Raw genomic sequence first — 20,234 nt, 5'->3', positions numbered from 1 at the left:
CGCCCGGACCGTCCCGGGGCCGAGGTCAGGAAAACCGATCGGCGGGCGCGTCGAGCGGCTCGCGGCACAACCTGTCCCGAGGCGTCGACAGGCTGTCGGCCGCGTCCGGGCTCAGCGTCTGGGTGCCGGTGACGCGCAGCAGGTCCAGCTTCTGCGCGTCCTCGCTCCCGGGTGCCGCCGTGTAGACGACGATCCGCAGGTCGCTGCCGGGCACCGACAGGACGTCGCAGTCGAGCGTGATCGGCCCGACCGGCGTGCGGGTCATCGTCTTGCGGCTCGACCGGTGCTCCGCGACCCGAGCGGTCGCCCACCGCCGCTCGAAGTCCGGCGCCTCCGCGCGCAGCCGGGCGACCAGCCGCGCGAGGTGCCGGTCGCCCGGGTACCGCCCGACCGCGGCGCGCAGGTCGGCCGCGAGGTCCGCGGCGAAGTCCTCCTCGTGCTGGTCGTCGAACTCGACCCCGGGGTGCCCGGTCGTGAAGTGCCGCCAGGCGAGGTTGCGCTCGATGCCGGCGTACCCGGCCGGGTCGCTGCCGAGCGCGGCCCACAGCGGGTTCCACAGCAGGATGTCCCAGGTCGCCGTGAACACCGCCAGCGGCACGTCGGGCAGGCGGTCGACCACGCGCTGCACCCCCGCGGCGATCTGGACCGGGACGACCCCGCGGTCGGGAGGGGCCGCGCCGGCGACCCGGTACAGGTGGTCGCGCTCCGCGTCGGTCAGGCGCAGGGCCCGCGCGAGCGCGCCGAGCAGCTGCGGCGACGGGTGGGTCGCGCGGCCCTGCTCGAGCCGCACGATGTAGTCGACGCTGACGCCGGCCAGCGTGGCGAGCTCCTCCCGGCGCAGGCCGCGCGCCCGCCGGCCCGTGCCGGCCGGCATGCCGACGTCGGCGGGCCCGATCCGGTCCCGCCACGACCGGAGCACGCTCGCGAACTCGTTCACGGCCCCATCCTCGCCCGCGCGCGCCCCGCGACGGTGGTACTGCCGGTCCCACCGTCGACCGGGGCCTGGGGGACCGCGCGAGCCGGGCGCAGCCTGGGCCCATGACCACCACACTGATCACCGGGGCCAACAAGGGCCTCGGGCTGGAGACCACCCGCCGGCTCGTCGAGGCCGGCCACACCGTCTACGCCGGGATGCGCGACCTCGCGAACGGCGCCGCCGCCCACGACCTCGGGGCGCACCCGGTGCAGCTCGACGTCACGGACCAGGCGAGCGTCGACGCGGCGCTCGCGGGCCTGCCGGCGCTCGACGTGCTCGTGAACAACGCCGGCATCGTCGGCACCTCGTTCGGCGTCGACGACCTGGACGCCGCCGCGGTGCAGGCCGTGCTCGACACCAACGTGCTCGGGATCGTCCGGGTGACGCAGGCCGCGCTGCCGCTGCTGCGCCGGTCGGCGCACCCCGTCGTCGTCAACGTCGCCTCGGGTGTCGGCTGGCCGCGGTTCCTCACCACCGCGGGCCGGGACGAGCACCCCGTCCCGGCCGTCCCGTACGCGGCGTCGAAGGCCGCCGTCATCGCGCTGACCGTGCAGTACGCCAAGAACCTGCCGGGGTTCCGGGTCAACGCCAGCGACCCCGGGTACACCGCGACCGACCTCAACGGGAACTCCGGGCACCAGACCGTCACCGAGGGGACGGACGCCACGGTGGCGCTCGCCCTGCTCGGGCCGGACGGGCCCACGGGGGAGTTCCACGACCGGACGGGGCGCATCGCGTACTGATCCGCGGGCGGGGTGCGCCGCTAGCCTGCCGGGGTGAGCGCACCCCACCCCGAGATCTCCTGGCCGCTGACCACCGAGCGCCTCGTCCTCCGGCCGGCGACCCCGGACGACGCGCCCGCCGTGTTCCGCTACCGGCGGCTGCCCGAGGTCGCCCGGTGGCTCACCGCGCTGCCGGAGGACGAGACGGCGTTCACCACCCGCCTGCTCCAGCCGGAGAACCTGGCGCCGACCGTGGTCGTCGAGGTCGACGGCGCGGTGGTCGGCGACCTGCTGCTGCGGGTCGAGGACGGCTGGGGCCAGGCCGAGGTCGCGGCGGACGCGGCGCGCACCCAGGCGGAGCTCGGGTGGGCCTTCGGGCCCGAGGTGCAGGGCCGTGGGCTCGCCACCGAGGCCGTGCGGCGGCTGGTCGAGGCGTGCTTCACCGACCTCGGGCTGCGCCGCGTGACCGCGATCTGCTTCGCGGACAACGCACCGTCGTGGCGGCTGATGGAGCGGATCGGGATGCGGCGCGAGGGGACGTTCCGGGCCGACTCCCTGCACCGGGACGGGCGGTGGCTCGACTCGTACGCGTACGGGCTTCTGCGGGAGGAGTGGCGGGGCGGCGTCGCCTGAACAGGCTGCGGCTGGGCGCGTCAGCGCGCCGCCGTTCCCACCCAGCCGTCGACGACGGAGCGCAGGTGCCCCCCGAGCTCGGTCAGCCGGTCTCGCAAGCGGGTGACGGAGCCGTACGCGGACATCACGACCGGTGTCTACGTACGCTGACACGGCGTCGGATGTCGACGTACGTCGACAGCTCGACCAGCCGAGGGACGCGGCCGGATCGAGGTGGGCCCCGTGGGGATCGAACCCACAACCCGCGGATTAAAAGTCCGCTGCTCTGCCAGTTGAGCTAGAGGCCCGGGAGGCCAGGGGATCGTGCAGCGGATCCCTCGGGGAGCTCCCGCGCCGCCGGCCGGAGCGTGGTGACGCGCCGGCGGCGACGAGGTCGAAGGTACCGCGTCCGCGGAGCGCCGTCGGTGTGGGGCAGCCCCTCGGTGGTCGACCGATGAGCGCGCCCGGACGCGGACACCCGTCCGGCGATCCTCGTCGCGTCCCCGACGTCGTCGTCAGCCGACGACGACAGCGGCCCGGCGTCGCGCGACCGCCTCGGCGAGCACCCGGGCGCTCGGCTTGGCTCGGCGCTCGCCGGTGGTGCGGTCGACGGTGTGCAGCCCGAGCTGGTACTGGTAGCCGAAGATCCACTCGAAGTTGTCGAGCAGCGTCCAGTGGTAGTAGCCGAGCAGAGGCACGCCGTCGGCGACGGCGGCGTCCAGGCTCTCGAGCGCCGCGGGCAGGAACGCGGCGCGCACGCTGTCGTCCTGGGTGGCGATGCCGTGCTCGGTGACCGCCACGGGGAGGCCGGTCGCGGCGTGCACGTACCGCACCGCCCCGCCGAGCGAGTCCGGGACCACGGGGGTGCCCATCTGGTTCACCACGCCCGACTCCGCTGCGTGGACGACCCCGGTGCGGTCGTGCGCCATCCGCTCGTAGTTCTGCACGCCGACCAGGTCGTCGTCCTGCACGACGTCGAACCACCGCTCGTAGCAGTCCGCGCGCTTGCGGTCCCGCAGGGCGGCGCCCTCGTCGTCCAGCGCGACGTCGTCGATCACGGCGAGCGACAGCCCGACGGGGACGCCGGGCGCCGCGGCGCGGACGGCGTCCCGGGCGGCGGCGTGCCCCCGGGCCAGGCCGTCCTCGATCGCCCGGCGCTCCTCCGGGACCACGACGTTCGCCGCCCGGAACCGCGGCACGCCCGCGGCACGGGAGGCGGCGGCGAGGGTCTCCCGCTGGAGGTCGACCACGAACTCCGGCAGACCGCCCCACTCCAGGGTCGCGGGGAGGTTGGGCTCGTTCAGCGTGACGGCGAACGCCACGCGGTCCCCGATGCGGTGCATCACCCGGGCGCACTGGTCGGCGAACCGCGCCGGTGCGTTGGGGTGCAGCCAGCCGCCGGCGCGGGCGAACCACTGCGGCGACGTGAAGTGGTTGAGCGTCACCGCGGGGGCGAGCCCGCGGGCCAGGCAGCCGTCGACCATGGCGTCGTAGTGGTCCAGCCCCGCGACGTCGACCACGCCGTCCTCGGGTTCGGTGCGCGCCCACTCGACCGAGAACCGGTAGGAGGTCAGGCCCATCGCCGCGACGAGGTCGAGGTCGCGGGGCCACAGGTCCCAGCTGCGGCAGGCGGCGCCGCTGGGCTCGGCGAACACGGTCGGCTCGACCTGCTCCAGGAACGAGGTGTCGCTCGCGTCGTCGTGCCCGTCGACCTGGTGGCCGGCGCTGGCGGCGCCCCACAGGAACGACGCGGGGTAGAGGGGGTCCATGCGGTGGCTCCTCGGAGTCGGGGTGGGAGGGTCAGCGGGCGCCGCGGATCGGCAGGATGGCGAGCGCGCCGAGGACGGCGGCGATCGCGCCGAACCCGAACAGCGCCGTGAAGTTCTGCTGCCCGGCGCCGGCGCCGATCGCCAGCAGGGCGGGCGCGACGGCGGGGACGATCGACGACGGCAGGGTGTTGGCGAGGTTCATCAGGCCGAGGTCCTTGGCCGGGTTCTCCGGGTCGGGCAGGACCTGGGTGACGAGGGCGAAGTCGACGGCCAGGTAGACGCCCTGGCCGACGCCCATCACGGTGACGGCGACGAGGAACGCGGCGAAGGACCCGGCAGTGGTGACCAGGGTGAGACCCACCGCGAACACGACGGCGGCGGCGAGCACGAACGGCTTGCGGCGCCCGGTGCGGTCGGAGATCCGTGCGGCCAGCGGCGCGACCGCGAGCGAGGCACCGGTCAGCAGCACGGTGGCCAGGAAGATCTTCCCCGCGACCTCGGCCGGGTCCACGTGCTGGACCATGATCAGGTAGAACGCCTGGTAGGCGTTGACCGCGGAGACGCCGAGGAAGATCAGGATCCGGCTGGTCCAGGCCCAGGCGAACGCCGGGGCGCGCAGCGGGTTCACCCAGTACGTGCCGACCAGGTCGCGCAGCGCGAAGGCGGGGCGCTTCCCGGGGGCGAGCGGTGCGTCCTGGACGCCCAGGGCGAGCGCCAGGCTGCCCACCACACCCAGACCCGCCGGCAGCAGGATCATCGCGGTCAGGTTCGGCTGCACGAGCTGGGCGATGAACAGGCCGAGCAGCGCGCCGATGGGCGTGCTGAGCCCGACGATGGTCGAGGACGGACCGCGCCGCTCGGCAGGGACCTGGTCGGGCACCAGGGCGGACGCGGCGACCAGCGACGTGACGTAGCCGGTGCTGAGCAGGGCGTGGGCCGCCACGAGCACGGGCGTCGACGCCGCCTGGACCATGAGCGCAGCGCCCGCGGCGAGCAGGACCGCGCCGCCCACGAGGTACGGCCGTCGCCGGCCGAACCGGCCGGTGGTCCGGTCGCTCAGCCGGCCGACCAGCGGGTAGCCGACGATCGTGAACACGGCGCCGACGGTGGCGGTGACCGACAGGATCGTCGTCGCCCGGGCCGGGTCGATCGCGGAGGCCTTGAGCGACAGCGTGAGGATCGTGGCCGTCAGCAGAGCGGCGTTCACCGAGAACGCGCCGACCGCCAGCAGCGTGTGGAACAGCGCACCCGTCCGGGCCGGCGAGGCGGGTGCTGCAGCAGGCGCGGGGACGGCAGGCCCGGTGAGGGCCGGGCCGGTGGGGACGGGAAGCGGCGCAGCGGTGGGCTGGGCTCCGAGATCGTGCACGGCGACTCCTTCGTCGACTGACGGCGTGACGGCGGCCGCCGCGCCCGGGAGGGGGGTCCCGGCGACGAGGGTGCGTTGGTGGACACACCCGGCGCTGCAGCGCTTCCATTGAGTGGAAGAAGTCGCAGCCGGAACCAGGAGGTGGCGCGTGGGCGAGCCCGGGTCCGAGCACGCCGGCGCCCCCCGCGGTCGGCGCCCCCCGCACGGCGAGGCGGTGCTGCGGCGCGCCGTGCGGCTGCTCGAGGCGTTCGACGCCGAGCACCGGCACCTGACCCTCGGGCAGCTCGCGGTCCGGGCCGACCTCCCGCTGAGCACCGCGAGCCGCCTCGCCGGCCAGCTGGTCGAGCTGGGCCTGCTGGTCCGCGAGGGCACCGGCGCGTTCGGCGTGGGGCTGCGCCTCTGGGAGATCGCCTCCCTCGCGGAGCCGACGGTGTCCCTGCGGGGCGCGGTGGCGCCGCTGCTCGACGACCTGGTCGCCGTGACCCGGCAGCACGTCCAGCTCGTCGTCCGGGACGGTGAGGAGGCCGTCGTCCTCGACCGTCGCGACGGACGCGAGCCGCTGCCGATCCACTACCACCTGGGCGGCCACATCCCCCTGGTCCCGACGGCGGCCGGCATGGTGCTGCTGTCCGCAGCGGGCGGGGGTCTGCTGGAGCAGATGCTGGCGCGCGGCACCTACCGCTGGCCGCTCTACGAGTGCCCGCGGCCCTCCGCCGCGGAGGTGCGGTCCCAGGTTGCGGAGGTGCGCCGGACCGACGTCGCGGTCGTCCGGCGCCCCACCTCTCCGGTGGTCTCCGTGGGCGTGCCCGTCCGCGACCGGCACGGCCGGGTCGTCGCGGCGGTCGGCATGCTGCTGCCCGCGGACGGGCTGCCGGTCGCGCGTGTGGAACCGCTGCTGCGCGCGAGCGCGCTCGCCGCCGCCCGCGCGCTGTCCGCCGGCGAGCGCGCCCGCCCGCCGGACTGGTCCGCGGAGTAGTCGCCGGATCCGGTGCGCCGACGACGCGACGCCAGGACACCGCACGCCGGACTCGAGGGACCAGAGCGGTACCGGCCGCTCGACGACGCTCTTCACGACCAGCGTGGCGAGGTCCGCCGACAGGCCCCGCGGGCGGCCGCACCCGTCCGGGCCGCGTCAGGCGGTGACGGGCGCGACGCCGAGCTCGCCGAGCAGGACCTCGATGCGACGGCGGATCTCGTCGCGGATGGGGCGCACGGACTCGAGGCCCTGCCCGGCCGGGTCCTCGAGCGCCCAGTCCTCGTAGCGCTTGCCGGGGAAGATCGGGCACACGTCGCCGCAGCCCATGGTGATGACCACGTCGGAGGCCTGCACGGCGTCGGTGGTGAGCACCTGGGGTCGCTCGGTGCGGATGTCGATGCCCTCCTCGAGCATCGCCTCCACGGCGACCGGGTTGATCTGGTCGGCGGGCATCGAGCCCGCCGAGCGGACCTCGACGGCGCCGCCGGACAGGTGGCGCAGGTAGCCGGCGGCCATCTGGGAGCGGCCGGCGTTGTGCACGCACACGAACAGGGCGGAGGGCTTGGTGGACTCGCTCACGGGGGTCTCCTCAGGAGTCAGGCGGTGGTCAGGTCGAGGTCGGGCAGCAGGTCGGCGAGCAGGGTGCGCACGCGGCGGTCGATCTCGTCGCGGATGGCGCGCACGCCGGTGTCGGAGGCGAGGGCGGGGTCGCCGACGACCCAGTCCTCGTAGCGCGTGCCCGGAAGGATCGGGCAGGTGTCGCCGCAGCCCATGGTGACGACGACGTCGGCGGCCCGGACGGCGTCGTCGGTCAGCGGCTTGGGGAACGCCTCGGCGTCGGCGTCCAGCTCGGCCAGCAGGGGGCGTACCCCGGGGTGCACCTCGCCGGCGGGCGCGGAGCCCGCGGACCGCACGACGACGGCGTCGCCCGCGTAGTGGTGCAGCAGGGCGGCGGCCAGCTGGGACCGGCCGGCGTTGGCGACGCAGACGAACAGCACCTGGGGGCGGTGGGTGGTGGCGGCGGCCGTGATCGCGCGCTCGGCGTCGGCGAGGCGCTGCCGGGCGAACCGCTCGGTGCTCACCACGAGGTGCGAGCGGACCGCCGACGACCGGGCCAGGCCGGTGTAGGACTCGCGCACCACCGTCAGGATCGCGGCGGGGTCGCGGCCGGGGAACGCGGTGGCCAGCCGGTCGGCGATCCGGGTCAGCGCGGTCTCCGCGTCGGTCAGCCCGGTGAGCGGGGACAGGTGCCGCGCCTCGGCGGCGACGGGGGCGAACGTGTCCAGCAGCGTCGTGACCGCGCCGCGCAGCGCGGGCTGCACGCGGTAGTACACCCAGGTGCCGCGCCGCTCCGAGGTGAGCAGGCCGACCTCCTTGAGCAGCTTGAGGTGGTGCGACACGGTGGGCTGCGACACCTCGGCCACGGTGGCCAGGTCGCAGACGCAGGCCTCGCCGGTCGGGGACGTCGCGATGAGCGAGAGCATCCGCAGGCGGAGGGGATCGCCGAGCGCCTTGAGGGTGCCGGCCACCTGGGTCGCGGCGTCCAGGCCCATCGCGTGATCGGCGGGTGAGGGCTGCGCCGCGCAGGCCTCGTCGGCGACGACGCCGACGCCCGCCGCGCTGCGGGCGAGGCGCTGATTCGACATCTCTCTATGTTGACACACGTCGATGCCGCAGCCGAGCCGTCGGTCGGCGAGCCGCTCGCGTCCCTCGTCCCTACGCCCACCGGCGCCACTCGTCGGCCAGCCGGACCGCGCGGCGGGTGGAGGCGGTGAGCGTGGGCTCCGCGTCGAGCACGTGCTGCGGGGCGACGGCGACCGCGTCGCCGAGGGCGTCCAGCTGCCGCCGCACGTCGGGCGACACGCCCGCCAGGAGCAGCACGCTCCCGACGGAGTCGAGCTGGGTGGCGTACCGGCTGACGACCGTGAGGAAGGTGCTGCCGAGCTGCTCCTTCCCGCGCAGGCTGATCACGACCGCCGAGCGGCGCGAGCCGTCCTCGACCCGGGGCAGCTGGGCCTCGAGCACCGGCACGGCCGCGAAGAACAGGCTCCCGTACGGGCGGAGCACCACGGTCTCGTCCGGGCCCAGCGTGCGCGGCGGGTCGCTCTCCACCACACCGCCGTCCGCGGTCAGCTCCCACCGCCGCACCCGCACCGCGCCGGACTGGCGCACGACGTGCAGGATGACCGAGATCCCCACGCCGACCAGCACCGCGTACTGCAGCGGGATGAGCACCGTGAGCGCGAACGTCGTCACCATGACCGTGGCTTGCACCGGGCCGGTCCGCCAGACGAGCGCGATCGCGGCGGGCCGCAGGCTTCGGGCGCCGATCACGATGAGCAGCCCGGCCAGCGCAGGCATCGCGACGTACGCCACGGCGTCCGCGAGGAGCAGGATGACGACCGCCATCGTGGCGCCGGCGACCACGAGCGCCGTGCGGCTCCGGGCACCTGCCGTGGTGACCAGGGCGGTGGCGGACATCGACCCCCCGACCGGCATGCCGTGCAGCAGCCCGGAGGCGATGTTCGCGACCCCCTGCCCGCGGAAGTCGCCCGAGGCGTCGCCGTACCGCCCGTCCGGGTTCGGGACGGTCGCGCTGATGGCCGCCCCCTGGACCAGCCCGACGAACGCCAGGGACGCGGCGGGGACCAGCAGCGTGAGCACCAGACCCACGTCCGGGACGCTGACCGACGGCAGGGCGGCGGGCACGTCGGTGACGTCGGCCAGGACGGCGACCTCCGCCCCCGTCCAGGTGCGCAGCGCGCCGGCGACACCGCTCGTCGCGGCGACGGCCACCACCAGGCCGAGTGCACGCAGCGCTGTCCGCTCCAGCAGCACGATCAGCGCGATCGTGGCGACGCCGACGAGCACCGTCCCCCAGGCGAAGGACCCGACGTGCAGCACGGTGTCCAGCGTCGAGGTGAGCCGGTTCGACCCCTCCGCCTCGTAGCCGGTGAAGTCGTCCAGCTGACCGAGCACGATGTTCACCGCCACCGCGCTGACGAAGCCGGTCAGCACCGCGTGCGGCACGAACCGCACGGCGGACCCGAGCCTGGCCAGGCCCAGGGTGAGCATGATGACCCCGGTCAGCACCGAGAGCGTGAACAACGCGGTGTCGGGATCGGGCGCGGGCGCGTGCACCTGGGGCACGTCGGCCACCACGACCGCCATCGCCCCGGTCGCCTGGACGGCCATGAACGCCGAGCTCGTGGTCGCCGCCCCCGCCGTGACGCCCACCATGTAGGCGTACAGGCCCCAGACCGGGTTGACGCCCGCGAGCAGGCCGCCGGCCAGCCCGTCCGGGACGCTCTCGACGCCGAGCACGACGCCGGCGGGGACGTCGGCACGCCAGGGCCGGCGTCGCAGTCCGCGGGCGCCACGGCGCAGGGCTCGCAGCAGAGCGTCGCTCGGCATCCCGCGTCCCCCGGGTTCGGTGGCCGCCACCGGCGGCCTGGACGAGCACGACCGTAGGGCGGGTGCGGTGGCGGGACGTCATCCCCGCTGGATGAACACCTCCGGCCCGTGCGTGCTCCCTCCAGGCGTCGCGTCCCGTGCCGGCTGCGCGTCCCTGATGACGAAGCCGACCGAGGCCAGGGCGATCAACCCCGCGAGGAGGTAGACCACGGTCGCGGCCCCCGCGAGGCCGCCGGCCTCGCCCACACCGGTGGCGAAGACGGAGAAGTCCCACAGGCCGTGCAGGACCATCGCACCGATCAGGGACCCGGTCGTGCGACGCAGCACGTAGAAGATCGTCCCGGCGAGGAAGGCCGCGAGGACCTGCGGGACCGTGGCGGCCGCCGACGCCCCCAGGGCCACGTTGATGAAGTGACCGACGGCGAACAGCAGCGAGGTCCAGAACCAGACCCAGACCTCCGTGAGCCGGCTCCGCAGCGCGGTCAGCAGCAGCCCGCGGTTGACCAGCTCCTCCGTGAACCCGACCAGCAGGAGCACCAGGGACGCGCCGAGAAAGGCACCGGAGTAGGCGTCCCAGTCCGTCCCGCCGAGGTTCATCAGGAGCGCGACGGCGGCGAGCGCCGGGGCGACGAGGGGCCACCGGTGCCGGCTGCGGTGCTCGTCGCGCAGCGCGGGTCGCCACCAGCCGAGCAGGCTGGTGGTGATCACGAGGGCCACGGTCGCGACGATGAGCGACAGCCCGCCGCCGAGGAACAGGTTCCGGGCGCTGTCGTTCCAGGTGTCGTACCGGATGCCGCTGGCGCGCTGGACCACGAAGACCAGGACGAGGTAGGCGAACCAGATGAGCAGGCCGATCCAGACGCGGGGGCGGACGGGGGTGCGGGTTCCAGGACGGGGCATGAGCTCGCTCTCTCGGGGGGTGGCAGTCATGAGCGGGTGCGCCGCCGGGACGCGGCGGCCGTGCCGGCCGTGACGACGGAGCCGGCGACGAGGAGCAGCACGCCGAGGAAGGCGGTCCGGGCGGCGTCCGCGCCGGTGCTGGCCAGCGGCCGGCTGTCCGTGGCCCGCGGCGCGCCCGGATCGACGGAGCCGGGGCCGGCGGGTCCCGGGTCGACGACGACGGGCGCCCCGGGACCGGGCGTGCCGGTCGGGGGACCGCCCACGGCCGCGACGGTGACGACCACGGTCGCCTCGGCGCAGGCGTCGGAGCCGTCGACCGCGCAGGCGCGGTAGGTGAAGGTGTCCGTACCGGTGAACCCGGCGGCGGGGGTGTACGTCAGGCCGCGGCCCGCGAGGGTCGCCGTGCCGTGCGCGGGGGCGGCTCGGACCTCGGGTGGCAGCACCGTGCCGCGGTCGTTGGCCAGCACGTCGACGGCGACGGCGGTCCCGGTGGTGGTCGACGCCGAGTCGTCGCCGGCCACGGGGTCGACGCGGACGCCGACGAGCCCGGTCGAGCAGAGCGTCGGCTCGCCGTCGTCGCAGGCGACGTAGGCGTAGAGGTCCGTCCCGGCGAAGCCGGCCGGCGGCACGTACCGCGTGCCGGCGGGGTCGGGGGCGGACGTGCCGAGCACGGGGGCGAACACCGTGGTGACCGTGGTCGGGTCGCCGTCGGGGTCCGTCACCTCGACCGGGCCCGCGACGGGGGCGTCGACGGTCGTCGCCAGCGAGGCCAGGAACGCCTGCGGCGCGCGGTTCACGGCGAGCACGTGCACCAGCACGGGCGCGGTCACGCAGTCCGTGGGGTCGCCGACCGCGCACGCCCGGTACTCGAAGGTGTCGTCACCGACGAAGCCGGGGTCCGGGGTGTAGGTCGCGACCCCGGTGGCCGGGTCGACGGAGACGGTGCCGTTGGTCGGCGGGGTGGCGAGCGCAGCGAGCCGGGTGCCGCCGGAGTCGTTGGCGACGACCGGGACGGCCACGGGCTGGTCGCGGCCGGTGCTGGTCTCGTCCGGGGATGCTCGCGGGTGCAGCACCACGGTGGCGGTGCCGCCGCCGGTGCAGCGCTCGGGGACCTGGTTGTCGCAGACCTCGTAGGTGAACGTGTCGGTCCCCGCGAAGTCCTCGGGCGTCAGGTAGGCGAACAGGCCGTCGGGGGTGAGGGCCACAGCACCCGACTGGGCCGGGGAGGTGACGGCGAACCGCACCTGCAGGCCCGGTGCGCCGGGCGCGCCGGTGAGCGCACCGAGCACCGGGACGCCGCCCTCGCCCTCGTACCGGACCGCACCGGCCGTGGGCGGGGGCTGGACGACGGGGACGTCGATCTCGGTGCTGGTGCCGGCCACGTCGTCGGAGGGGTCCGGGTCGGGCGTCGTCGTGGAGACGCGCACCGTGGTGGACAGGAAGCCCGACGCCGGGACCGTGCCGGTGACCGTCAGCGTGCGGGACGCACCGGGGGCGAGGGTGCCGAGGTCCCAGGTGACGGTCCCGCCCGCGACCACGCCTCCCTGGTCGGCGGCGACGTCCGTGAGCTCGCCGCTCGGGGCGGCGGGCAGCGTCTGCACCACCCGCACGCGGGTGGCGGGCGACGGGCCGTCGTTGGTGACCGTGACGGGGTAGCTGATCGTGCTGCCCGGCTGGGCGACGGCCGGGCCCGTGATGCCGACCCGCGCGTCGGCGGAGGCCACCGGCGCCGCGCCCGCGCAGTCCGGGGCCGGGTAGTCGGCCGGTGCGGGCAGGGTGAGGTCGGTGAACGCGACGTTCGCCACGGTGCCGGTGGCGACGTCGAACCCGGTGCCCGGGACGTCCACGGCGATCGGCGCGGTCGCCGAGTCGCCGGTGAAGCGGCCCTGCACGCTCGTCGAGCCCGCGAACACGTACCGCCCGAACCCGGTGACGGCACCGTCGTCGAGCAGCGCGCCCGCGGAGAGTGCCGCAGTGCTCGACTGGCGCCACGTCCCGTTGGTGCTGAACGTCCCGCCGACGACGACCAGGCCGGTGCTGCTCGCCGGGCCGCCGGAGTGGTCGAGCGCACCCCCGACCTCGAGGACGCAGCCGTTCGTCAGCGACCCGGACCCGTTGAGGGTCAGCGCCTGGGCGACCCGGGCGCGTCCGGTGTTGACGAAGGTGCCGTCGATCGTGGCGGAGCCGCCGACGGTCAGCCGCCCGGTGCTGGTGAGCTCCGCGGCCGGGTTGAGGATCAGCCCGCCCGGCAGGTCCAGGGTGCCGTCGTTCACGATCGTCCCGGCGGACGGCACGAACGACGACGTCACGGTCAGGGACGCCCCGGCCGCGTTGCCGAGGGTCGCGGGACCGTTGACGTTCAGACCCTGGAAGGTCGTCGTGCCGCCGTTGTCCAGCACGAACCCGGGCGACACCGACACCCAGGGCAGCTGGGCGGTGCCGCCGGGGTCGACGCGCAGCACCCCGGCCGCGGCGTTGAGGTACGCCGGTGCGAGCACGGCGCCGGCCGCGATGCAGAGGGTCCCGCCGGCGGGCAGCCGCTCGACGCCCGCCGTGAACCGGCCGGTCACCCGGACGACCTCGCCCGGGCTCACCGCGACCGGGGTCCAGCCGCCACCGGCGACCGTCCGGGTCGGCGCCGCGCAGTCGTCCGCCGGAGCGGCGAGCGCGCTCGGCGCCGACGCCGGCGCGACGACCGGGACCACGGCGGCCAGGGCGATCGTGAGCACGGCCAGGACGCGGGCACCGCGTGCGTGTCGTGCGTGCCGCGTCCCGTGCGCCGCCGCCTCGTCCACGGCAGGGGTGGGAGTCATGGTGGCGCTCGTCTCTCGTGGGTGGTCCCGGGGCGTCGGCATCCTGCGGGTGATCCTCTTCTTCGGTGGCGGTGAGCCGTCACACGTCGCGGCGGCGCACCACCACGCAGGTCAGGACGATCCAGGCGGCGGTCCACAGGACGACCGCGACCAGCGCCGCGCCGAAGGTCAGCTGCCCGTCCGGGTGCCCGGGCAGCTCCAGCGGCGTGGACGCCGGACCGGGGATGGTCCGGGCGAACCAGCCGACCACCTCGACCGGGACGGCCTGCAGGAGCGCGGGCAGCACGTACAGGAACCCGAGCGTGGCCGCGAAGGCGCCGATGCTGGACCGGACGACCATCCCCAGGCACATCGCGATGGTGCCCGCCGCGGCCGCGTACAGGGCGGTACCGGCCAGGACGCGCACGACCCCGGGATCGCCGAGGCCCGCCGGCTCCTGCCCGCCGAGAAGCGCGGCACCGACCAGGTAGGAGATCACGTCGGTCACCAGGACCGCGACGAGCAGCGCGGCCGCGACGAGCACCGCCTTGGCGAGCACCACCGGCGTGCGGCGCGGTACCGCGGCGAAGGTGGTCTGCACCGCCCCGCGCTCGTACTCCGCGGTCCCGATGACGGTCCCGAGCTGCAGCGTCAGCAGCAGGGGCACCCAGCTGATCGAGGTCACGCCGGACAGCGCGGCGGCGGTCAGGTCCGCGTGCGCCGCGCCGGCGGTGTCGGTGCTGGCGGCCACGATCGCGGCGATCACCACCGGGAGCAGCACGACCAGGGCGAGCAACCACCGCGTCGAGCGCAGGCCGCGGGCCTTGATCACCTCGGCACGCAGCAGCCCGCCGAAGTCCAGGCGGACGCGGCTCTCGGTCGTCGTGGTCATCGCTGCTCTCCCTGCGTGCGGTACTCCACGGCGTCCTTGGTCAGCTCGAAGAACGCGTCCTCCAGCGAGGCGCGCTGCGGTGTCAGCTCCGCCAGGACCGTGCCGGTCGTGGCGGCGGCCCGGCCCACCTGCTCGCTGTCCAGGCCGGTGACGACCAGGGCCCCGTCCTGCGCGGCCACGGTGCCCCCGGCGGCGGTGACGGCGGCGGTGAGCCCCGACGCCGGTTCCCCGCCGGCGAGCCGCACGCGCACGCTCCGGCCCGTCGCGGCGGCCACGACCTCGTCGATCGGGCCGGCCGCGACCAGCCGGCCGCGGCCGAGCACCACGACGTCGTCGGCGGTCTGGGCCATCTCGCTCATCAGGTGGCTGGACAGCAGCACGGTCGTCCCGCCCGCCGCGAGCCCGCGCACGAGCTGGCGCACCCAGTGCACGCCGTCGGGGTCGAGGCCGTTGACCGGCTCGTCGAGCACCAGGACCCGGGGGCGGCCCAGCAGCGCAGCGGCGATGCCCAGGCGCTGCACCATCCCCAGCGAGTACGTCCCGATCCGGCGGCCCGCCGGCGCGGACATGCCGGTGAGCTCGAGCACCTCCTCCACCCGCCGGGCCGGCAGGTGGTGCGTGGCAGCCAGCGCCTGGAGGTGGTTGCGCCCGGTGCGGCCCGGGTGCACGGCGTGCGCGTCCAGCATCGCGCCGACGGTGGTGAGCGGCGCGGGGTCGTCGACGAACGCCCGGCCCTCGATGCGCACCGTGCCGCTGGTCGGGCGGTGCAGGCCGAGGATCATCCGCATCGTCGTGGACTTGCCGGCTCCGTTCGGGCCCAGCAGTCCCGTGACCCGGCCGCCCGCGGCGGTGAAGGTCAGGTCCGCCACGGCGGCCGTGTCGCCGTACCGCTTGGTGAGCCCCACGACCTCGATCACGGCGTACCTCCCTGCCCGTCGTCGCCACGTAACCGCGCGATCTCCGCCCGGGACCGCTCGACCGCGGGGGTGTCGGCCCCGGCGATCTCGCTGAGGTCGTGCGCCAGATCCAGGGCGGCGGTGAGCACGTGCTTCGCGGCGACCCACGGCAGCACCCGCGCCCACAGCGCGAGCACCGCCAGGCCGACCGCCGCGTACGGCACGGACCGGCGGTCCAGCCCGCACCACCGGTGCTCGACCGGCACCCGTGCCGGCTGGATCTGGACCGTCGTCATCGTTCCCCCTGCTCCTGGCTGCGTGTCCTGGACCTGCGTGGTGCCGAGCTGCGTGCGGTGGAGCGGCGAGGCGTTCTGCTGCCTGTGGAGGGGCTGTGCGCCACGCGCATCATCCACGAGCCACGGTGATCCCGCAGAGCGACGGCTTCCGCGCCGCGGGAGCCGTCCGCCCTGGTCCGCGTCGTGGTGGCCCCCGAGAGCCGCGGGTGCCCGTCGTGCACGCCCGGGCCGGTCGATCGTCATGGATCCAGCACATACCCGGGGGCGGGGGCCCTCCCAGCCACCATCGTCCCGGACAAGGTGCGACCGAAGTCGCAGCAGAGTCCCGTGCCGGCGGCCCGCCAGCGGCCACCGCGGGCACCGCAGGCGCTCGTCCGCGTCCGTGCCCGCATCACCGGACCGGACGCCGCACGGGACCTCCGTCGGCCTTCCGGCCGACGGACCGCCGGACCTGGGTCGGATCCCGGTCCCGGGCTCCGGGCGGGACCGTGGCGCCGACCCTCGACGATCGGATGCCCCATGCCTCGCTCCCGCTCCACGCGGATCGCCCTCGACCTGCTCGCGGCGCTCTGCCTGCTGGGCACCGTCACCCTGGTGCTCGCCCCGGGCGTGCGGTCCCCGCTCGTCCCGCTCCCTCCGGCGCTGGTCGGGGTGGTCGCGTTCGTCCTGGCGCGGACGTCGGCGTCGTGAGCGTGTCGTGGCGGAGGGCGCTGCGGTCTGCTGCGGTGCTCGGCGGCATCTGGGTCGCGGGGTCGGCGGGCTACGGGGCCGTCGCGCCGCCGGCGGTCGTCGTCGTGGACTGCGGCCGCGCCGCCGGGTGCCGGGCGTCCGAGGACCCGGGTGACCTCATGACCATCGCCGCTGCCGGGGCGCCGGGTGCCGTCGTCGTGGCGGTCGCCGACCTGGCCCGTCGCCGCCGCGGGTGTGTCAGGACACCGGCTCGCTGAGGCGGCCCGAGTCCGTGGGGACGGCGAGCAGCCCCCGGCCGCAGGGGCGACCGGGGGCTGCTCTGGTGCCGGTCGCGCGGGGGCGGCGAGACCGGCGGCTGGTGGGGATCAGCGGGCGCTCCTGGCCCCGAGGAGGAGGAGCGCGCCTGCCGCGGTCAGCGCGACGCCCACGGCCGCCACGGGTGCGACCGACGCCCCTGTCAGCGCGAGGCGGGGGGCCGCGTGCTCGGCGGCCGTGCGGTGCTGCGGCGTCGCCGCCGTGACCGCGCCGGCGGCGTGGGCGGTGACCGGCCCGGACCCCGGGACGCGCGGAGCGTCGGGGGCGTGCGTCGGCGCGGTCGTGGTGGACGCCCCGGTGCCGGCCGCCACGCGGCGCGGCGTCACCGTACCCGTGGGCGGCTCGACCGTCGGCGGCACGACCTGGGCGGGCGGCACGACCTCGGCGGGCGGCACCACCTCGGTCGGCGGGACGACGTCCCTCGGCGGGACCTGGTCGGTCGGGGGGACCAGGTCACCGGGCGGGACGACCTCGGTCGGCGGCACGACCTCGGTCGTCGTCACCGCCGGGTCCACGCAGACGGTGACGGCGAGGTACCCGGCGAGGAACACCTCGCCGCCCAGCCGGCCGCCGACCACCTCGCCGGCGTGGGTGCTCTCGTCCGCCGAGGTGGTCGTCAGGCTCCGCACCCGCGCGGTGCCGCCCTCGACCCACACCTGGTCGCGGTGCCGCACCAGGGTCACACCGGTGTCGCCGATCGGCACGGACACCTGCCCGTCGTCCCGGCCGAGGGCCTCGGCGGACACCTGGGTGCACCCGTCGTCGGGCTCGGCGGCGCCCGCCAGCGCGGCGGCGCCCGGCAGCAGCGCGAGCGCCGCGCCGGTGACGAGCAGCGCCCGCGCGACGCCGCGGGTCGCGGGGGAGGTGCTGCGGACGGGGTGGGTGCCGGTCGAGGTGGTCATGAGACGAGCGTGGTCCTGCGCCCGCAGGACCCGGATCGCACCGCCGTCCGCCGCTCGCTGCGACTTTCGTCGCAGCGAGGTCAGCCCTCGGCGTCGCGCACGAGCAGGGCGACCTGCACGCGGTTGTCGAGCCCGAGCTTGTCGAACAGGTGCCCGATGTGCGTCTTCACCGTGCCGACGCTCATGTAGAGCTCGGCGGCGATGTCCGCGTTCGACAGCCCGCGTGCCACGGCGCGCGCGACCTCGAGCTCCCGCTCGGTCAGCGCCGTCAGCCGCCCGCGCGCGTCGGCGGTCGCCACCCGGTCCGGTCCGCTGCCGACCGCGCGGATCAGCTGGGCGGTGACCGACGGGGACAGGATCGGCCGGCCCGCGGCGGCCGCCCGCACCGCCGCGACGAGGTCGGGCGGGGACGTGTTCTTCAGCAGGAACCCGGTCGCGCCGTCCTGCAGCGCCGTCAGCACCATGTCGTCGGTGTCGAACGTCGTGAGCACGACGACGGCGAGGCCCGGGCGGTCCTGCCGGATCCGGCGCAGCGCCGCCAGGCCGTCCATCCGCGGCATCCGGATGTCCATCAGGACGACGTCCGGCTCCGTGCGGGCGACCAGACGCACTGCCTCCTCGCCGTCCTGCGCCTCGCCGACCACCTCGACCGCCGGGTCCGCGCCGAGCACCAGGCGCAGACCGGTCCGCACGAGCTCCTCGTCGTCCGCCAGCAGCACCCGGATCGGGGTCTCAGCCATCCTGCTCCTCCTCGTCCCAGGGCAGCACGGCGCGCAGCCGGTACCCGCCGTCGTCGTCCGGCCCGTGGTCCAGCCGCCCACCGGCCAGGCGGACCCGCTCGGCCACGCCGACCAGCCCGGTGCCGGACCCCTCGACGCCGGCCGGCGGACGCGTCGGGGCACCGCTGCGCACCTCGACGGTCAGCAGACCGCCGGGGCCGCCGCCGACCGCCACCCGCGCCGGCGCGCCCGGGGCGTGCTTGCGGGCGTTCGTCAGCCCCTCCTGCACGATCCGGTACGCGTCCCGCCCGAGCGGCGCCGGGAGGAGCCCGAGCGCCGACCGGGTCGCGTCGGGGATCGTCACGTCGACCGGGACCCCGCCCGCGGCCGAGGCCTCGGCGACCAGCTCGTCCAGTGCGCGGAGCGTGGGTTGCGGCGCCTCGGGCGTACCGTCGCCCGACCCGGCCCGCAGCACCCCCAGCACCTGCCGCAGCTCCGCCAGCGCCAGGTTGGCGTTGTCCCGCACCACCGCGGCGGTCGCGGCCCGCTCCGCCTCAGGGACGTCCGACCGGAACGCGAGCGCCCCCGCGTGCAGGGCCACCAGCGAGATGCGGTGCGCGAGCACGTCGTGCATCTCGCGGGCGATCCGGGTCCGCTCCGCCACCTGCGCCTGCTCGACGCGGGCGGCCTGCGCCTGCTCCGCCGCCTGACGCTCCCGTTCCGCCGAGGCCGCGCGTTCCCGCAGGGCCGCCAGCAGGTCGCGCCGGCTGCCGAGGTACGCGCCCGCCGCGGCGAGCGCCGAGTAGACGGCCACGACCAGCGCGCTCCGCCCCCAGACGAGGTCGGTCCGCCCGGCCAGCAGGTCGTCCCCGACCGTGACGGCGACGAGCAGCAGCCCCACCCCGATCACCGACCGCCACCGCCGCCGGGTCGCCAGGGACACGATCGCCACCAGCGTGGCGCCGAACACGGACGAGGCGACTGCCGACGCCAGCACGACGAGCACCGCGACGGCGACCGGGTGCCGGCGGCGCAGGGCCAGCAGCGCGACCGCACCGACACCCGCGGCGGCGTCGGCCGCCCAGTGCAGCGCCGGCTCGGCGGGGGACTGCGTGACGGTCGCCGCGAGCGCGAGCGCACCGAGCGTGGCCGCCACGGCGAGCGGCAGCACCGCCGCGCGCGTCGGCTCCCTGGTCACGGGGCCAGCGTAAGGCGGCCGCGAGCGGGACACGTGGCCGGTCGACCACACCTCGGGGCAGCCACCGCGTGCAGCGTCGTCGTGACAGGAACCGGGGCTTGGTCGACGCGGGGCGGAGATCACCCGGTGACCTCCGCTCAGTCGGCGATGGTCGCGATCAGCGCGCCCGGAACACGAGGCCGGCGCCCTGCGCGCGGGGCCTCCTGGCTCGGTTCGGGCCGCCCCCGGTCAGCCCGCGACGACGAGGGCGCGGAGCGCCGCCTGGGCCGAGGCGACGTGCTCGGTCAGCCCGGGCGTGCCGTCGTCGGTCGCGACCCAGGCGGCGAACCCGGTCCCGAAGGTGGTGACGACCGACTCAGCGGCGAGGGACGCGGTCGGCTCGGTCACGCCGCGCTCGCGCAGGGCCTCGGCGACCGCCGACCGCAGCTGCGCCATCTTGAGCAGCTCGCGCTCCTGCAGGCTCGGGTTGGCCGCGACGACCGAAGCGCGGGTCCGGGCGTGCTCGTACCGGTCCGCGAGGGCGGCGCAGCCGCGCAGCATGCCGTGCTCGGCCACCGCCAGGGGGCCGAGGTCGTCGGGGGCCTCCCGGACGCCCTCGACGGTCAGCCGCTCGAGCGTGTGCGAGCCGTCGAACAGCACCTCGCGCTTGTCCGCGAAGTGCCGGAAGTAGGTCCGCTCGGTGACGCCGGCGCGCTCGGCGATGTCCTGGACCGTCGTCTGCTCGTACCCGCGCTCGGCGTAGAGCGCGAGCGCGGCCTGCGCCATCCGCCCGCGCGCGTCCGGCTCCCAGCGTCCCATG

20 protein-coding genes and 1 tRNA gene are annotated in these 20,234 nt (G+C 76.0%); 5 read left to right on the top strand and 16 right to left on the bottom strand.

Features of this window, described 5'->3' with window-relative positions:
• Positions 1–25 precede the first annotated feature (25 nt).
• The gene (locus tag ACWPWW_RS08520; RefSeq protein ID WP_454049887.1) at positions 26–937 is read right to left on the bottom strand and encodes a helix-turn-helix transcriptional regulator; all 912 of its coding nucleotides are present in this window, start codon (positions 935–937) and stop codon (positions 26–28) included.
• Between the two features lie 101 nt (positions 938–1,038).
• On the opposite strand from ACWPWW_RS08520, the gene ACWPWW_RS08515 reads away from it, so the two are divergent.
• On the top strand, positions 1,039–1,719 hold the full coding sequence (locus ACWPWW_RS08515; protein WP_454049886.1) for an SDR family NAD(P)-dependent oxidoreductase: 681 nt from the start codon (positions 1,039–1,041) through the stop codon (positions 1,717–1,719).
• A gap of 33 nt (positions 1,720–1,752) precedes the next feature.
• Complete coding sequence (locus tag ACWPWW_RS08510) at positions 1,753–2,331, top strand: GNAT family N-acetyltransferase (protein ID WP_454049885.1); 579 nt, start codon at positions 1,753–1,755, stop codon at positions 2,329–2,331.
• A 214-nt stretch (positions 2,332–2,545) separates the two neighbouring features.
• Here the strand turns inward: ACWPWW_RS08510 and ACWPWW_RS08505 are convergent.
• The 3 genes from ACWPWW_RS08505 to ACWPWW_RS08495 form a co-directional block, all read right to left on the bottom strand.
• Positions 2,546–2,618, bottom strand: a tRNA-Lys gene (locus ACWPWW_RS08505).
• 207 nt (positions 2,619–2,825) lie between these two features.
• Entirely contained in the window at positions 2,826–4,079 is a 1,254-nt protein-coding gene (locus ACWPWW_RS08500) for a family 1 glycosylhydrolase (protein WP_454049884.1), read from the bottom strand.
• Between the two features lie 31 nt (positions 4,080–4,110).
• The gene (locus ACWPWW_RS08495) at positions 4,111–5,445 is read right to left on the bottom strand and encodes an MFS transporter (RefSeq protein WP_454049883.1); all 1,335 of its coding nucleotides are present in this window, start codon (positions 5,443–5,445) and stop codon (positions 4,111–4,113) included.
• A gap of 148 nt (positions 5,446–5,593) precedes the next feature.
• On the opposite strand from ACWPWW_RS08495, the gene ACWPWW_RS08490 reads away from it, so the two are divergent.
• Positions 5,594–6,421, top strand: coding sequence for an IclR family transcriptional regulator (locus ACWPWW_RS08490; protein WP_454049882.1), 828 nt, complete (start codon positions 5,594–5,596; stop codon positions 6,419–6,421).
• A gap of 156 nt (positions 6,422–6,577) precedes the next feature.
• Here the strand turns inward: ACWPWW_RS08490 and ACWPWW_RS08485 are convergent, their stop codons facing one another.
• The 8 genes from ACWPWW_RS08485 to ACWPWW_RS08450 all read right to left on the bottom strand — a co-directional run bounded on the left by ACWPWW_RS08485 (position 6,578) and on the right by ACWPWW_RS08450 (position 15,611).
• Complete coding sequence (locus ACWPWW_RS08485; RefSeq protein ID WP_454049881.1) at positions 6,578–7,000, bottom strand: arsenate reductase ArsC; 423 nt, start codon at positions 6,998–7,000, stop codon at positions 6,578–6,580.
• A 17-nt stretch (positions 7,001–7,017) separates the two neighbouring features.
• Positions 7,018–8,067: a metalloregulator ArsR/SmtB family transcription factor gene (locus tag ACWPWW_RS08480; protein ID WP_454049880.1), complete on the bottom strand. Its 1,050-nt coding sequence runs from the start codon at positions 8,065–8,067 to the stop codon at positions 7,018–7,020.
• Between the two features lie 70 nt (positions 8,068–8,137).
• Positions 8,138–9,835 carry a SulP family inorganic anion transporter gene (locus ACWPWW_RS08475; RefSeq protein WP_454049879.1) on the bottom strand — a complete coding sequence of 566 codons (1,698 nt, stop codon included), beginning with the start codon at positions 9,833–9,835 and terminating at the stop codon, positions 8,138–8,140.
• A 78-nt stretch (positions 9,836–9,913) separates the two neighbouring features.
• Complete coding sequence (locus ACWPWW_RS08470) at positions 9,914–10,765, bottom strand: CPBP family intramembrane glutamic endopeptidase (protein WP_454049878.1); 852 nt, start codon at positions 10,763–10,765, stop codon at positions 9,914–9,916.
• On the bottom strand, positions 10,762–13,548 hold the full coding sequence (locus tag ACWPWW_RS08465; protein WP_454049877.1) for an Ig-like domain-containing protein: 2,787 nt from the start codon (positions 13,546–13,548) through the stop codon (positions 10,762–10,764). The genes ACWPWW_RS08470 and ACWPWW_RS08465 overlap by 4 nt, the downstream gene beginning before the upstream one ends.
• A 79-nt stretch (positions 13,549–13,627) precedes the next feature.
• Positions 13,628–14,419 (bottom strand): hypothetical protein, encoded by a 792-nt coding sequence (locus tag ACWPWW_RS08460; protein WP_454049876.1) that lies wholly within the window; start codon positions 14,417–14,419, stop codon positions 13,628–13,630.
• Positions 14,416–15,336 (bottom strand): ABC transporter ATP-binding protein, encoded by a 921-nt coding sequence (locus tag ACWPWW_RS08455; protein ID WP_454049875.1) that lies wholly within the window; start codon positions 15,334–15,336, stop codon positions 14,416–14,418. Before ACWPWW_RS08455 ends, ACWPWW_RS08460 begins: the two co-directional genes overlap by 4 nt.
• On the bottom strand, positions 15,333–15,611 hold the full coding sequence (locus ACWPWW_RS08450; protein WP_454049874.1) for a hypothetical protein: 279 nt from the start codon (positions 15,609–15,611) through the stop codon (positions 15,333–15,335). Before ACWPWW_RS08450 ends, ACWPWW_RS08455 begins: the two co-directional genes overlap by 4 nt.
• A 519-nt stretch (positions 15,612–16,130) precedes the next feature.
• On the opposite strand from ACWPWW_RS08450, the gene ACWPWW_RS08445 reads away from it, so the two are divergent.
• Both ACWPWW_RS08445 and ACWPWW_RS08440 read left to right on the top strand, forming a co-directional pair.
• Positions 16,131–16,301: a hypothetical protein gene (locus ACWPWW_RS08445; RefSeq protein WP_454049873.1), complete on the top strand. Its 171-nt coding sequence runs from the start codon at positions 16,131–16,133 to the stop codon at positions 16,299–16,301.
• Entirely contained in the window at positions 16,298–16,558 is a 261-nt protein-coding gene (locus ACWPWW_RS08440) for a hypothetical protein (protein WP_454049872.1), read from the top strand. Before ACWPWW_RS08445 ends, ACWPWW_RS08440 begins: the two co-directional genes overlap by 4 nt.
• Positions 16,559–16,666: 108 nt before the next feature.
• Here ACWPWW_RS08440 and ACWPWW_RS08435 read toward each other — a convergent pair whose 3' ends face one another.
• From ACWPWW_RS08435 to ACWPWW_RS08420, 4 genes are all read right to left on the bottom strand, one after another.
• Complete coding sequence (locus ACWPWW_RS08435; RefSeq protein ID WP_454049871.1) at positions 16,667–17,518, bottom strand: hypothetical protein; 852 nt, start codon at positions 17,516–17,518, stop codon at positions 16,667–16,669.
• A gap of 80 nt (positions 17,519–17,598) precedes the next feature.
• Positions 17,599–18,258, bottom strand: coding sequence for a response regulator (locus tag ACWPWW_RS08430; protein ID WP_454049870.1), 660 nt, complete (start codon positions 18,256–18,258; stop codon positions 17,599–17,601).
• Positions 18,251–19,435, bottom strand: a complete 1,185-nt coding sequence (locus tag ACWPWW_RS08425) for a sensor histidine kinase (RefSeq protein WP_454049869.1) — start codon at positions 19,433–19,435, stop codon at positions 18,251–18,253. Before ACWPWW_RS08425 ends, ACWPWW_RS08430 begins: the two co-directional genes overlap by 8 nt.
• A gap of 228 nt (positions 19,436–19,663) precedes the next feature.
• Positions 19,664–20,233 carry a TetR/AcrR family transcriptional regulator gene (locus tag ACWPWW_RS08420; RefSeq protein ID WP_454049868.1) on the bottom strand — a complete coding sequence of 190 codons (570 nt, stop codon included), beginning with the start codon at positions 20,231–20,233 and terminating at the stop codon, positions 19,664–19,666.
• Position 20,234: the final 1 nt, after the last annotated feature.

The organism is Cellulomonas sp. Marseille-Q8402 (assembly GCF_965119525.1).
Note: the sequence above shows the minus strand (reverse complement) of the source record. Positions and strands in the feature narration are given on the sequence as shown.

Excerpts from the sequence above, each read along its gene's own strand:
- ACWPWW_RS08420 (WP_454049868.1), bottom strand. The coding sequence starts at position 20,233 with ATGGGACGCTGGGAGCCGGACGCGCGCGGGCGGATGGCGCAGGCCGCG.
- ACWPWW_RS08450 (WP_454049874.1), bottom strand. The coding sequence starts at position 15,611 with ATGACGACGGTCCAGATCCAGCCGGCACGGGTGCCGGTCGAGCACCGG.
- ACWPWW_RS08445 (WP_454049873.1), top strand. The coding sequence starts at position 16,131 with ATGCCTCGCTCCCGCTCCACGCGGATCGCCCTCGACCTGCTCGCGGCG.
- ACWPWW_RS08500 (WP_454049884.1), bottom strand. The coding sequence starts at position 4,079 with ATGGACCCCCTCTACCCCGCGTCGTTCCTGTGGGGCGCCGCCAGCGCC.
- ACWPWW_RS08480 (WP_454049880.1), bottom strand. The coding sequence starts at position 8,067 with ATGTCGAATCAGCGCCTCGCCCGCAGCGCGGCGGGCGTCGGCGTCGTC.
- ACWPWW_RS08465 (WP_454049877.1), bottom strand. The coding sequence starts at position 13,548 with ATGACTCCCACCCCTGCCGTGGACGAGGCGGCGGCGCACGGGACGCGG.
- ACWPWW_RS08475 (WP_454049879.1), bottom strand. The coding sequence starts at position 9,835 with ATGCCGAGCGACGCTCTGCTGCGAGCCCTGCGCCGTGGCGCCCGCGGA.
- ACWPWW_RS08430 (WP_454049870.1), bottom strand. The coding sequence starts at position 18,258 with ATGGCTGAGACCCCGATCCGGGTGCTGCTGGCGGACGACGAGGAGCTC.
- ACWPWW_RS08515 (WP_454049886.1), top strand. The coding sequence starts at position 1,039 with ATGACCACCACACTGATCACCGGGGCCAACAAGGGCCTCGGGCTGGAG.
- ACWPWW_RS08435 (WP_454049871.1), bottom strand. The coding sequence starts at position 17,518 with ATGACCACCTCGACCGGCACCCACCCCGTCCGCAGCACCTCCCCCGCG.
- ACWPWW_RS08460 (WP_454049876.1), bottom strand. The coding sequence starts at position 14,419 with ATGACCACGACGACCGAGAGCCGCGTCCGCCTGGACTTCGGCGGGCTG.
- ACWPWW_RS08470 (WP_454049878.1), bottom strand. The coding sequence starts at position 10,765 with ATGACTGCCACCCCCCGAGAGAGCGAGCTCATGCCCCGTCCTGGAACC.